This is a genomic window from Aequorivita sp. 609, assembly GCF_014212065.1.
Lineage (GTDB): Bacteria > Bacteroidota > Bacteroidia > Flavobacteriales > Flavobacteriaceae > Aequorivita > Aequorivita sinensis.
This window is the reverse complement of record NZ_JACJVM010000002.1, coordinates 52789-67546: the sequence shown is the minus strand read 5'-3', so window position 1 is coordinate 67546 and position 14758 is coordinate 52789. Positions and strand designations below refer to the sequence as shown.

Here is a 14758-nt window from a genome sequence, read left to right as displayed (position 1 = left end):
TGCTATGGAAGTAAAGAAAATCCCATCGGTTTCTGCCTTCCGATTTCTGATTCACTCCACTCAGATTTTAAAAAACCCTCTGCCATTTCATCATAGTAATTTTGAAAATAAGGGGGACACATTTCGGTTGAAGCTCGGGTTTGGAAAATCTGTGATTTTTTCTCGTGATGCTGGCTTAGCACAATATGCACTTCAGAAAAATCATAAGAATTATAAAAAATCTCCCATACAAACTCGAGATCTTGTTAAGTATGTAGGTAACGGACTTCTTACTTCAGAAGGAGAGTTTTGGCAAAAACAACGTAAACTAATTCAACCTGCTTTTCATAAAAAACAGTTGGTTAATTTACTAGACGCTATTCAAAGTGCAATTGAAATTGAACTTTCCAAAATTGAAACGGCTAAAGCGAAAGATATCTTTCCTGTTTTCAACGACCTCGCTTTTCAAACGGTAGTAAAATCTCTTTTTAGTAGTGCCGTTGACAGTCGAGAAATAAAAAGGCTTCAACATATCACCGAATCTGCTCAACACATGCTGGTAAAGGAATTGCGTATGCCGTACTTGGGCTGGTGGTTTAAGTTGAGCGGCGAACTTTCTAAACATCTTGCTGAAACTAAAGAAGCGAGAAACATTCTTAAGAAACTTGTTAATGAAAGGAGACAATCGAGCGTTCGTGAGGATGACTTACTAGATATGCTTTTAGACGCTAGATACGAAGATGGAAGTGGAATGGACGATAAGCAGTTGATAGATGAAATTTTAATATTGTTTACTGCTGGTCACGAAACAACTTCAAATGCACTTACATTTACTTGTGAATTATTAGCTCGAAACCCTCAAGTACAAGATAAGATTTATGCCGAAATAACTGCCGCATCCGAGAATTCGACAGGCTTAATGGACTTCATTAAAAACTGTTCGTATACCAAGAATGTAATAGAAGAATCACTTCGTCTTTACCCTCCGGCATATTTTATAGATAGAGTGAATATTGAAGACGATACTTTTGAAGGGATGTTTATTCCGAAAAATTCAAGTTTATTATTTTCATTGTTAGAGATTCATACCAACCCAAAAAACTGGGATGAGCCTGAGAAATTTAGGCCAGAACGGTTTTCCGATGTGAACGCTAAAGAGTATTCGGGGCACTATTTTCCTTTTGGCGCTGGCCCAAGAATGTGTATTGGTAATAACTTTGCAATGTATGAAATGATACTAGCGATTGCAGAAATTGTAAAAACATATAAGATTTCTGAAAAGAATTCACCAATAGAAATAAAACCACTAATAACCTTAAAACCAAAAAATGCAATTTTGAAGTTTTATTTAAGATAAGTTTTGATTGAAAATGCAGCAAAATATTCGCAATTAATAAAATCCGAAGCAAAACGCTTGGGGTTCCTTTCTTGTGGTATAAGCAAAGCAGCTTTTCTTGAAGAAGAAGCGCCTCGATTAGAAAAATGGCTTAAAAATAATATGAATGGCGAAATGGGATATATGGAAAACCATTTTGATAAAAGACTAGACCCAACAGTTCTAGTGCCAGGTTCTAAAAGTGTGATTTCATTATTGCTAAATTATTACCCTACTCAAATTCAAAACCCTGATTCATATAAAATTTCTAAATATGCCTACGGCACCGACTATCATTTTATTATAAAGGATAAGCTAAAAGAACTAATGCACTTTATATCGGAAGAAATTGGTGAAGTGAATGGAAGAGCCTTCGTCGATTCTGCTCCAGTTTTAGATAAAGCATGGGCTGCAAAAAGTGGATTGGGGTGGATAGGAAAACACAGTAACTTACTCACCAAACAATCTGGGTCATTTTATTTTATTGCCGAGTTAATCGTCGATCTCGACTTAGAAAACGATAATCCCGTTACAGACCATTGCGGCACTTGTACAGCTTGTATCGATGCTTGCCCTACAAATGCTATTGTAGCAGATAGGGTTGTAGATGGAAGCAAATGCATTTCATATTTCACTATCGAATTAAAAAACGAAATTCCTATTTCAGAAAAAGGAAAATTTCAAGATTGGATGTTTGGCTGTGACATTTGTCAAGATGTTTGCCCTTGGAATCGTTTCAGTAAACCACATAACGAACCGCTTTTTAATCCTCATCCTGAATTACTTTCTATGACGAAAAAAGATTGGAAGGAAATTACCGAAGACGTTTTTCGTGAAATATTTAAAAAGAGTGCAGTAAAGCGAACAAAGTACACCGGACTCACAAGAAACATTCAATTTTTAAAAGATTGATTTCTGCTTCAGAATAAAGAAGTTGAAGGTTAATTATAGATTACAGTTCTAGGTTTCCCAATTTGGAAGTTTTGGAAGCCAAAGTCTTCACTTTCAAAAGCATTAGATTTAAAGATATTTTTTCCTTGTCCAGGAATTTGAGGGTAATATGCAAACGACAACTGAAAAGAACTAAAAACCAAATAGTCATTTCTGATAATAAACCCTAGTCCAAACGAAGAGTATATAGGATTTCGTTTCCAACTTCTATTACTTTCTGCAAGCATTCCTAGGGTAACATTCACGAAAGGATTAAATCTAAAACCTAAGAGCTCCCAAGGTGAGTAAAATTGGGTTTGCAAGGCAAGAACATATTTTTGAGTTCCTACAATTGAGGCGTCGAAGCCGTGAATGGCTCCATTTCTATAATTGGAATAAAGGTTACCATATGCTCCATTAAAATAACCTCGCTCATTTAGGCTTAGCCTATCCACTTCAGATTCTAGACGGTTCATTCCTATTACAAATTGAGGTTTTACAAACTGTCTTATTTTCCATTTGTCTCCAAGTTGTAGTAGGTGCGAAAAATAGGTGGCTTCAAAATTGAATACAGTTTGCTGCGTATGCGCATCGTTAAAGAATGTTCCAAGTTCAAAATTGGTGCTTAAAAACCCAAATTTAAAATAATTTCCATAGGCTATTTTCGCTCCAAGATAAGGTCTGTTTTTATTGTTTTTATTCTGAATCCCCCCAGTAATTGAATAGACTACGCCTACCGGAACATCTTCGGTAATCCCATCTTTAAAAATATAATTGTCTTTCACGAATTGTCTAGAGGCTACTCCTATACTTGCTAGATAAAATTTTTCATCGGAAAAGAATCGGATGCTATCGTATTCAATTGGAGGGATATCTCTATAATCTACTAGTAAAGCACGCGCACTTAAAATAAGGTTTGTTGTTCGTTCTCTTTCGGAATTACCTTCAAATAGCCGAAATGAATGTCCGCCCCAGTAATCTTGGGCAATAAATTTCATATTTTTTATTGCGTAGCCTGCGGTGTCGTTTTTTAGTTCTCTTCCTAAAAAGCGTTCTTGTAAAAATACTCCTCCCGCCCAACGGGTTAATGGTGAGTAGAATATGCGGTCGAGTGCTAGGGTTTTTTCAAAATAACCTTCGTAATCAATAGAATACCTTCCATCAGCACTTATGAAAGTATTCAAGAAGTTTGGAACGCTATAACTTGCTTTGTAGGCGTCTCTTCCATCATCCAATCTATTTGAAAATTCTAGTCTTAACTGATGCCCTGTACCAAGAATGTTCCGCTCTTTTAGTTTGAATTTCGTCTGAGAACCAGAAAGCTGAACCTTAGGTGTTAAACTCCACGAATCCAGCGCAGTAATAACTACGTCTACAGAATCTTTGGAATTAGGGATTTCCTGGGTTTCAATCTTAACCTCACGAATGTAGTTTTGTGAACGAAGCAAACGCTCACTTTCTAAAAGCAATAAGGTGTCTAAAGGTTTCTTTTCTTTTAGAAGCAAGAAATTATGAATAGCTAAAGGTTTAGATTTAATATGTAGATTGTTTCCAGTTTTCTCTAGCCAACTATTTGCAGTTTGAGTACTATCATTTATAGAATACCCAAAAGGATCTTTAGTGTTGATTATTATTTTACGGATTATTTTTCCTTCGTGTTTTTTATAATTAGGGTTCTTTTTATGGGTAGGTTCCACCTTAGATTTATTAGCAGTAGATCTAAATAGCCACCGATGAACCATTTTTGTAAACTTACTCTTTTTAGAATACGACTCTATTTCTTGATAAATCCCAGTACTATCCTTTTCCGTCTGTTTGTTTTGAGCGGAAAGTTGGGAGGATGTATAAAATAATAATATGAGAAATAAAAGCTTTTTCAATTTCACCTTTAAGATTAATTCTTTTCAAAAGTATTGAAAGCTAAGCATTTTCTTTGCTTTAAAATTTTAAACATTTCTAAATATTCATATTAAAAACCGAGAAGCTATTCATGCTACGGATTATTTCAAAACTCGTACCTTTGGAGTATCATCACTAGATTTATTGATTGGTGATTTTTATAAATAAATGTTGTAAAGAAATATGAGCAAACAGAGCAAACGCAGAGAAGCATTATTATATCATGCAAAACCAAAACCTGGGAAAATTCAGGTAGTTCCAACCAAAGGTTATTCTACACAACGTGATCTTTCCTTAGCATATTCGCCAGGAGTTGCAGAACCTTGTCTTGAAATAGAAAAAGATTTAAAAAACGCATATAAATATACTAACAAAGGGAATTTAGTAGCAGTTATCTCTAATGGAACTGCGGTGTTAGGATTGGGCAATATTGGCCCTGAAGCGTCTAAGCCTGTAATGGAAGGTAAAGGTTTGCTGTTTAAGATTTTTGCAGACATCGATGTGTTTGATATTGAAATTGGTACAGAAGATATTGAAGAATTTATCGCTACCGTAAAAAATATAGCGCCAACTTTTGGAGGAATAAACCTAGAGGATATAAAAGCTCCTGAAGCCTTTGAGATTGAAAGAAGGTTAAAAGAAGAGTTGAATATTCCTGTAATGCACGACGACCAGCACGGTACAGCAATAATTTCGGCAGCAGCATTGCTCAATGCTTTGGAATTAGCAAATAAGAAAATTGAAGATGCTGTTATCGTAATTAGTGGTGCAGGTGCTGCCGCGGTTTCTTGTACGCGACTTTACAAATCATGCGGAGCAAAGGCAGAAAATATTGTAATGTTGGATAGCAAGGGAGTGATTAGGGATGATCGCGAAAACCTTTCGGACGAAAAAGCAGAATTTGCTTCTCATCGAAAAATAGACACCTTGGAGGAAGCTATGAAAGATGCAGATGTGTTTGTAGGGCTTTCAGTAAAAGACATTGTAACTCCAGAAATGCTGTTGAGCATGAAAGCAAATCCTATTGTATTTGCTATGGCTAATCCTGACCCGGAAATTGAATACGATTTAGCTGTAAAAACTAGAAAAGATATTATAATGGCTACGGGACGTAGTGATCATCCTAACCAAGTAAACAATGTTCTAGGTTTCCCATTTATTTTTAGAGGAGCACTAGATGTACGGGCAACAAAAATAAACGAAGCTATGAAAATGGCAGCTGTAAAAGCACTTGCAAATCTTGCAAAAGAGCCAGTGCCAGAGCAGGTTAATATTGCTTACGGGGAAACGAAGCTTACGTTTGGTAGAGAATATATAATCCCAAAACCTTTTGACCCTAGATTAATAACTGCTGTTCCTCCGGCAGTTGCAAAAGCTGCAATGGAAAGCGGAGTGGCAACACACGAAATTACCGATTGGCAGAAGTATCAAGATGAACTATACGAACGTATGGGTAGTGACAATAAAACCATTCGTTTATTAATCAATAGAGCAAAGCTAAAACCTAAGCGTATTGTATATACAGAAGCAGATCATCTAGACGTGTTAAAAGCGGCTCAAATTGTATATGAAGAAGGTATCGGTATTCCAGTTTTATTAGGAAGAAAAGATGTTATTAAGGATTATATGGAGCAATTGGAGTTTGATGCCGATATAGAAATTATTGATCCAAAGAGTGATATAAAACCTGAAAAATTTGATGAATACGCCGAAAAATTCTGGATGAAGAGAAGGCGAACAGGTGTTACGCTATACGATGCTCAAAAGTTGATGACAGAGCGTAATTACTTTGCAGGGATGATGGTTAGTGAAGGGGATGTAGATGCGATGATTTCAGGGTTCTCCCGTTCTTACCCACTTGTGGTAAAACCTGTATTTGAAACTATAGGAAAATTTGATGGTGTAAATAAAGTTGCTACAACCAATTTAATGATCACAAAACGTGGTCCGATATTTATATCAGACACGTCTTTAAATATTGACCCTACAGCAAAAGAGCTAGCCCAAATTGCTCGAATGACCAATTACACCATCAAAATGTTTGGTATGGAGCCGGTAATAGCGATGATTTCGTATGCAAACTTCGGTTCTTCAAAGGATCCTCACGCAACTAAAGTTAGAGAAGCGGTTGATATCATTCACAAGAGTAATCCAGATATGATTTTGGATGGAGAACTACAGACAGACTTTGCCTTGAACGCAGAGCTATTAAAGAAGAAGTTCCCATTTTCAAAATTGGCTGGAAAAAAGGTGAATGCATTAATTTTTCCAAACTTAGATTCTGCAAACAGCAATTATAAGCTTTTAAAAGAACTAAACGGTGTTGAATCTATCGGACCAATAATGTTGGGAATGCGTAAACCAGTGCATATATTACAGATGAAAGCTAGTGTAGATGAAATCGTAAACATGAGTGCCGTTGCCGTTGTGGATGCGCAGCAGAAGGAGAAACGAGGTAAATTATAATTAGAATTCGATATTTTTATATTAATTCTATAAGTTAGTTTATACACATTAAAAAAGCATTGCCTAGATTTAGAGCAATGCTTTTTTATTTACAATTATATAAAAGCTACAATATAGATAGTTATTGTTGAAGTTTTATAATTCAAATCACCTTGTTTTTAAGCTTAATATGTTATTTATATTTCCAAAAATCCCCAATGGCAGTTGCAAATAATTATACTATATTTGAACCCTTTAGTTTTTATTAACATATGATAACCCATATACAGGGCAGATTAGTTGAAAAAAACCCAACTGACGTAGTGATAGACTGCAATGGTGTAGGGTATTTCATCAATATATCTTTGCATACATTTTCCGAAATTCCCGCCAGTGAAAGTATAAAGCTTTACACTCACTTGCAGGTACGTGAAGATGCCCATATTCTTTATGGTTTTACCAGTGTTGCAGAACGAGAAATATTTAGATTGTTAATTAGCGTATCAGGAGTGGGAGCAAGTACGGCTAGATCTATGCTTTCGTCATTATCCCCAGATCAAGTTATTGATGCTATCGCACAGAATGATATTGCAGTTATACAGTCGGTAAAAGGAATTGGAGCCAAGACAGCTCAGCGAGTAGTGTTGGATTTAAAAGATAAAATTTTAAAAGTGTACGGTTTGTCAGGAAATTCTGCCGGTACAAGCAATACGAATAAAAATGAAGCGTTATCTGCTTTGGAGACGCTAGGTTTTATTCGCAAAAAGGCTGAAAAGGTGGTGGATGCCATTATTAAGGAAACTCCACAGGCTTCGGTAGAATTGATTATTAAACAAGCTTTAAAAAATTTATAAAATTTGAAGGCAAAAAATTACGTTTACAAGGGTAGCTTTTTCAAGCTTTTAGCAGTGTTAAGTTTCATTTTGGTTAGCAACTCTTCGCTAGCACAAGATTCAACCGCAGTTGGTAATGAAATGGGGAATATGATACTTCCAAACCCAACCAGCATCCAGGATTTATACACATACGACCCTATTACCGACAGGTATATCTATTCGCAAACTCTTGGCGGTTTTAATATAAATTATCCAACTATTCTTACGCCTAAAGAATATCAAGATTTAATTCAAAAGGAGCAGATGAAATCGTACTTCAAGCAGAAAATCGACGCTGCTGATGGACGAAAAGAAGGTTCTGAAGAAGAACAGAAAAACTTGCTTCCTACGTTTTATGTGAATTCAAACTTCTTTGAAACTGTTTTTGGAGGTACCTCAATTGAAGTAATTCCTCAAGGTTCTGTTGAAATGGATCTTGGTGTTTTGTATACAAAGCAAGATAACCCATCTTTTTCACCGAGAAACCGAACAAATTTTTCTTTTGATTTTGACCAGCGAATCAGTTTAAGCCTTTTAGCGAAAGTTGGAACAAGACTTCAGGTAAACGCAAACTACGATACGCAAAGTACTTTCGACTTCCAAAACCAAATAAAACTTGAATATACCCCAACAGAAGACGATATTATTCAAAAAATTGAAGTTGGTAATGTTAGTATGCCGCTTAACAGTTCTTTAATTCAAGGAGCGCAAAGTCTTTTTGGTGTAAAAACACAACTACAATTTGGTAAAACAACCATAACCGGGGTGTTTTCTGAACAAAAATCTGAATCGCGAACTGTAACTGCCGAAGGTGGAGCTACGGTCACCGATTTTGAACTATATGCATTAGATTACGACGAAAACCGTCACTTCTTCTTAGCACATTATTTTAGAGATAACTACGATCGTGCATTGGCGCAATATCCATTTGTAAATAGCAATGTACAAGTAACGCGTATGGAAGTATGGGTTACAAACCGTACCTCTCGTACTGAAAACGTAAGAAATATTGTTGCAATTCAGGATATTGGGGAATCAGATCCTTTAAACATTGGTTTAAACACTCCTCCAGGAGGATTTATTAATGTAGGAAGAAATGCATATCCAGATAACGCGAACAACGATTTTAACCCATTTGGAATAAATGGTGGAGCATCTTCTTTACTAACCCCAGCTATTCGAGACGTTGCTACTGTAGGGCAAGGTTTTTCTGGAGTTCAAGTAAGTGAAGGTATCGATTATGCTACGCTTGAGAATGCGAGAAGACTAGACCAGAGCGAGTACAAATTAAACGCTGAATTAGGGTATATCTCGTTAAATCAAAGTTTATCAAACGATGAAGTTCTTGCGGTTTCTTATCAATTTACTGCAAACGGAAAGGTTTACCAAGTTGGAGAGTTTTCTAGCGACGGGGTTGAAGCGAATGGAGGGCCAAGAGAATTAGGAGGCAGCAATCCTCCGGGAGGAAACAATGAAGTAGGAATGGCGCAAAACCTGGTAGTAAAACTTCTAAAGAGTAATATTACTAGTGTAACCGAACCAATTTGGGATTTGATGATGAAAAACATCTATCCAATTGGAGCTTACCAACTTGAAAAGGAAGATTTTAAATTAAATATTTTCTATACAGATCCTTCTCCTGTAAACTTCATTACTGAAGCGCAAGCATCTCCTGGTCATCCTTATGCACAACTTCCTGAAGATGTAAAAGATGAAATTCTTCTTAGAGTATTTAATTTAGATAGACTTAACTTTAACAACGATCCTCAAAATGGAGGGGATGGTTTCTTTGATTTCTTAGATGGAATTACCGTAGATTCACAAAATGGTCGAATTATATTCCCTACTGTTGAGCCTTTCGGTAAGCACTTATTCGATCAATTAAATCAAACACCAACTACAGGAGTTCCTCCTGCAAGCTATGATATTCCCGAAACGTATAATGCAAACCAGCATAAATACGTTTTTAGATCGCTTTATACTTCTACAAAAACTAGAGCTGAACAATTAGAAAGTGAGAAAAATAAATTCCAACTAAAAGGTAGTTATAAATCTACAGGTGCAGATGGTATTCCTATTGGGGCATTTAACATTCCCCAAGGTTCCGTTACTGTTACCGCTGGTGGTCGTACTTTAGTTGAAGGTGTAGATTATACAGTAAACTATCAATTAGGTAGAGTTAAAATTATAGACCCAAGTTTGTTAAACAGCAAAACGCCAATTTCTATTAGCACTGAAAACAATTCACTTTTTGGTCAACAAAGTAAGCGATTTACAGGTTTAAATGTCGAGCATAAATTCAGTGATAAATTTATGATTGGTGCTACGTATTTAAACTTAAATGAGCGTCCGCTAACTCAAAAATCATCGTATGGTGTAGAACCTATCAACAACACTGTATATGGTATAAATGCAACTTATTCTACCGAAGTACCTTTCTTAACAAGAATGGTTAATCACCTACCAAACATCGATACTGATGTTGAGTCAAACGTTTCGTTACGAGGTGAATTTGCTTACTTAAGCCCTGGAGCTCCAAAAGTTTCTGACTTTGGTGGGAAAACAACTGTTTATGTAGATGATTTTGAGTCTTCACAAACAGCAAATGATATTAGTAGTCCTTCAAGTTGGTTCTTAGCAAGTACTCCGGTAGGATTTGGAGGAGAAGTTATAAATAATGATTTGTCTTATAACTTCAAGCGTGCTAAGTTAGCGTGGTATACCATTGATCCTATTTTTTATAGTACACAACGTCCAAACGGAATTAATGATGAAGACCTTTCTTCGCCATTCTCAAGAAGAGTATTTAGAGATGAAATATTCCCCAATCAAGATATTATACAAGGACAAACACAAGCACTTTTCACCTTAGATTTAGCTTACTACCCTTCACGCCGTGGAGAGTATAATTACAACCCAGCAGCAAACGGAACAAATGAACTTCCTAATCCAGAAGATAATTTTGGAGGTATAATGAGACCACTTACAACCACAGATTTTGAGCGCTCAAATGTAGAGTATATTCAATTCTGGGTGATGGACCCGTTTATTTATGAGGAAAACAATACCAACCCTGGTGGAATGCTAAACTTTAACCTTGGGAATATTTCGGAAGATATTCTTAAAGATGGAAGAAAGCAGTATGAAAATGGACTTCCTAAGGATGGTTCAACCGGAAATACTACTTCAACAGCTTGGGGTAAAGTACCTTCAAATCAATCTTTAGTTTACACCTTCAATACCGAGGGACAGGAGCGGATTAATCAAGATATAGGATTAGATGGATTAAACAATGCCGAAGAAGCTGCAGAATTTCCACAATTTGCCGGCTTAGCAGATCCAGCAAACGATGATTATCAATACTTCCTTCAAGCAGAAGGAAATATCTTAGATAGATATTTGAGATACAATGGTACTCAGGGTAACTCTCCAGTAGAAGTAACTGATACTAATAGAGGTAGTACTGCGCAGCCTGATGTTGAAGACATCAACAGAGATAATACAATGAACACAGTAAATAGTTATTTCGAATATAACGTTCCTATGTTTCCAGGAATGAATAGAGATAACAATAACTATGTATCTGATGTAAAAGAATTAGAAGTTACTACTGAAAACAATAGTGTGATTCCAGTGCGTTGGGTTCAATTTAAAATTCCAATCAGTGAGCCTGACCAAGCTATTAACGGAATTACAGATTTCCGTTCTATCCGCTTTATGAGAATGTTTATGTCTCAATTCGCAGAAAACACAGTTTTAAGATTTGGTACTTTAGAATTAGTGCGCGGAGATTATAAGCGTTTCGATAAAACATTGGATGATGTTACTATGGAAGATCCAATTTTGGACAATACACTTTTTGAAGTAACAACAGTAAGTATTGAAGAAAACGAAAACCGCGAGCCAATTCCTTATCGATTACCTCCGGGACTTGAACGTGAGCAGTTAAACAATAACAACGATATTATTCGTCAAAACGAACAATCGCTTTCACTTCGTGTTAGTGGATTAGAACCGAATGACGGTCGCGCAGTTTACAAGAATTTTGATGTGGATATGCGTCAATATAAAAATCTTGAAATGTTTATTCACGCGGAGTCGCTTCAAAATGAAACCGAACTTACTAATGGCGATTTATTGGCGTTCATTAGATTGGGTAACGATTTAACCGACAACTATTACGAGGTTCAAATTCCGTTGAATCCAACAAGTTTTGGCGCGAGAAATCCCGAAGATATTTGGCCATTGGCAAACCGATTGAATTTACCATTGGAATTGCTGCAACAAGTAAAAACCCTTACACCAGCAAACTCTACTGAAGTAGTTTATTACACCGAGTCTGAATTAGGTGGAGATTTATCTGGTGGTGAAAATGAATTGACCATTGGAATTAAAGGAAATCCAAGTTTCGGAAATGTTCGAACTATAATGTTGGGTGTTAAAAATAGTACTACTAATGATATTAGTGGAGAAGTGTGGTTTAATGAATTACGCCTTTCAGAATTAGAAAACCAAGGAGGTTGGGCTGCGGTAGTAGCGCTTGACGCTAATATTGCCGACTTCGCAACAGTAAGTGCTTCAGGTAGAAGAAGTACCGTTGGATTTGGTTCATTAGAGCAAGGTCCAAACCAACGTAGTAAAGAAGACGTACAACAATACGACGTTGTTACCAATGTTAACTTAGGACAGTTGTTGCCTAAAAAATGGGGTGTGCAATTGCCATTTAACTATGGAAGATCTGAAGAGCTTATCACTCCACAATACGACCCTGAATTCCAAGATATCGAACTTCAAACAAGACTGGATAATGCAGTAAGTGATGCTGAACACGATAGAATTAAGGAGCAAGCTGTAGACTATACAAAACGTCAAAGTGTTAACTTTATAGGTGTTCGTAAAGAACGTACTGGTGAGGCTAAGCCTAAAGTTTACGACATAGAAAACTTTACAGGATCATTCTCATACAATCAAACAGATCACCACGATTTTGAAGTTGAAGATGCTGTTGAACAAAATGTAAGAGTTGGTGCAACTTACAATTACAATTTTGAAGCTAAACCAATAGAGCCATTTAAAAAGAACGACTCAATTTTTAGAGGTAAATACTGGCAGTTCTTAAAAGACTTAAACTTTAATTACTTGCCGACTAATATTTCAGTTGGTTCAAATATTACGCGTCAGTATAACGAGCAAAAATTTAGAGATATTAACTTTATCGAAGGGAATATTGGATTGCCTACATTGTACCAGCGTAACTTCTTATTTGATTGGCAGTACACTATTAATCATAATTTGACTAAGTCATTACGATTCAACTTCACATCAACCAACAACATGATTGTAAACAATTATCTTGATGATGATGGTAACGTTAATAATAATGTAGGAGTGTGGGATGGTTTCTTCGATGTAGGAAATCCTAATCAACACTTCCAGTCACTTCAAGTGAATTACGACTTGCCGTTTAATAAGTTTCCATTTTTGAAATTTATAAGAGCGACTTATTCATATACTGGAGATTATCAGTGGCAAGCTAGTAGTAACTTATTCAATAATATACCGGTAACGCTAACTGATGGTTCAACTAATAACTATGATTTAGGGAATTCAATTCAGAATGCAAGCACACATCAAATCAACTCGAGTGTTGATATGACTGGCTTTTACAGATATATTGGTTTAACCAAAATAAAGAAAAGTAAACAGCGAAGAACTGAAACTGGCGAGGGAGATATTAAAACAGGAAGAGCTGGTGAAAGAGGTGGCAGAACTGGGTTAGATGGTAAGAACAGTAAAGATGAAAAGTCTGGCAGACTAGGTTTAGCTGCAACTGAAAACCCTAATGTAATGGGTAGAGGTACAGCAGGAGCTGGTGAAGGAGGTTTAAATACTGGAGATAAAGCTGTAAACACCTTAATCGGACTTGCAACTTCATTAAAGAAAATTCAACTTAGCTATAAAGAAAACAATGGTATTTACTTACCAGGATATACGCCTTCAGTTGGATTTATTGGAACCTTAAAACCAACTACAGGATTTGTATTTGGAAGTCAAAATGAAATTCGCGAATTGGCAGCTCGTAAAGGTTGGTTAACACTGTACCCTGAATTTAATGAACAGTATACCGAAACTACTAGCCGCCAGTTAGACATTCAGGCTAACTTAACACCATTTACTGATTTAACGATTGATGTAAATGGTAGTAGAGTATATTCTGAAAACTATTCTGAAAACTATATTGTTGAAAATGGGCTTTATAACTCTTTAACGCCTAATACATTTGGTAACTTCAACATTTCAACTATGTTGATTAAAACAGCATTTTCTGCTAGTGATGAAACCAATTCTGCTGCGTTTGAAGATTTCAGAAATAACCGTTTGATTATTGCAAACAGACTTGCGGAAGAACATTATCAAGGTGGCCCAATTCCTAGAACGGAAGATGGTTTTCCGGTAGGTTTCGGAAGAAATAGTCAGGACGTATTGTTGCCAGCCTTCCTTGCGGCTTATAAAGGAAATAAAGCAGGTAAAGAAAGTACGGGTATCTTTAGGGATGTGCCACTTCCAAACTGGGATATTAAATATACTGGATTAATGAGATTGCCTTGGTTTAAGAAAAACTTCAAGCGTTTCTCATTAGCTCATGGATATAGAGCTGGGTATACTGTAAACCAATTCCAATCTAATTTAGATTACAACCACGCAGATCCTGAAGCTGTAGATCAATCGGGTAATTTTAAAGTGAAAACATTATTAACTAATGTTAACTTAACCGAACAGTTTTCTCCGTTAATTAGAATGGATTTTGAGATGAAGAATTCGGTTAAAATTTTAGCAGAGGTACGAAAAGACCGAGCCCTAGCATTAAGTTTTGCCAACAACCTGCTTACCGAAATTAGAGGAAATGAATATACTGTGGGCCTAGGTTACCGAATTAAAGATTTGCGAATTGCAACCAATTTTGGAGGAAAGAAATCTGTTATGAGTAGTGATCTTAACTTTAAGATAGACCTTACAAGAAGAGATAATGTTACAATAATAAGATATCTAGATATTGAGAATAGTCAAACCACAGCAGGACAAACTATGTACGGAGCTCAATTGACTATGGATTATGCGTTGAGTAAAAACTTAACGGCTTTATTCTATTACGACCATACTTTCTCGAAGTATGCAATCTCAACTGCATTTCCTCAAACAACAATCCGCAGTGGCTTTACCCTGCGATATAACTTTGGAAACTAATTTTAAAAAA

At 36.2% G+C, this 14758-nt stretch carries 6 protein-coding genes; 5 read left to right on the top strand and 1 reads right to left on the bottom strand.

All coding sequences use genetic code 11. The features are described from left to right. Window positions 1-4: 4 nt before the first annotated feature. Together H4O20_RS00335 and queG are read left to right on the top strand one after the other, a co-directional pair. Window positions 5-1336, top strand: coding sequence for a cytochrome P450 (locus tag H4O20_RS00335; protein WP_185097906.1), 1332 nt, complete (start codon window positions 5-7; stop codon window positions 1334-1336). Between the two features lie 3 nt (window positions 1337-1339). Further along, complete coding sequence (gene queG / locus H4O20_RS00330; RefSeq protein WP_185097905.1) at window positions 1340-2266, top strand: tRNA epoxyqueuosine(34) reductase QueG; 927 nt, start codon at window positions 1340-1342, stop codon at window positions 2264-2266. Window positions 2267-2295: 29 nt separating this feature from the next. Here queG and H4O20_RS00325 read toward each other — a convergent pair whose 3' ends face one another. Next, complete coding sequence (locus H4O20_RS00325; protein ID WP_282032552.1) at window positions 2296-4170, bottom strand: hypothetical protein; 1875 nt, start codon at window positions 4168-4170, stop codon at window positions 2296-2298. Window positions 4171-4366: 196 nt separating this feature from the next. On the opposite strand from H4O20_RS00325, the gene H4O20_RS00320 reads away from it, so the two are divergent. The 3 genes from H4O20_RS00320 to sprA all read left to right on the top strand — a co-directional run bounded on the left by H4O20_RS00320 (window position 4367) and on the right by sprA (window position 14748). Continuing rightward, on the top strand, window positions 4367-6649 hold the full coding sequence (locus H4O20_RS00320; RefSeq protein WP_185097904.1) for an NADP-dependent malic enzyme: 2283 nt from the start codon (window positions 4367-4369) through the stop codon (window positions 6647-6649). Between the two features lie 251 nt (window positions 6650-6900). Continuing rightward, window positions 6901-7482, top strand: a complete 582-nt coding sequence (ruvA, locus tag H4O20_RS00315; protein WP_139855564.1) for a Holliday junction branch migration protein RuvA — start codon at window positions 6901-6903, stop codon at window positions 7480-7482. A 3-nt stretch (window positions 7483-7485) separates the two neighbouring features. Then, complete coding sequence (gene sprA, locus H4O20_RS00310; protein ID WP_139855563.1) at window positions 7486-14748, top strand: cell surface protein SprA; 7263 nt, start codon at window positions 7486-7488, stop codon at window positions 14746-14748. Window positions 14749-14758: the final 10 nt, after the last annotated feature.

What these genes read in the sequence shown, in the direction of transcription:
- H4O20_RS00335 (WP_185097906.1), top strand. Translation starts at nt 5, where the DNA reads ATGGAAGTAAAGAAAATCCCATCGGTTTCTGCCTTCCGATTTCTGATT.
- H4O20_RS00320 (WP_185097904.1), top strand. Translation starts at nt 4,367, where the DNA reads ATGAGCAAACAGAGCAAACGCAGAGAAGCATTATTATATCATGCAAAA.
- ruvA (WP_139855564.1), top strand. Translation starts at nt 6,901, where the DNA reads ATGATAACCCATATACAGGGCAGATTAGTTGAAAAAAACCCAACTGAC.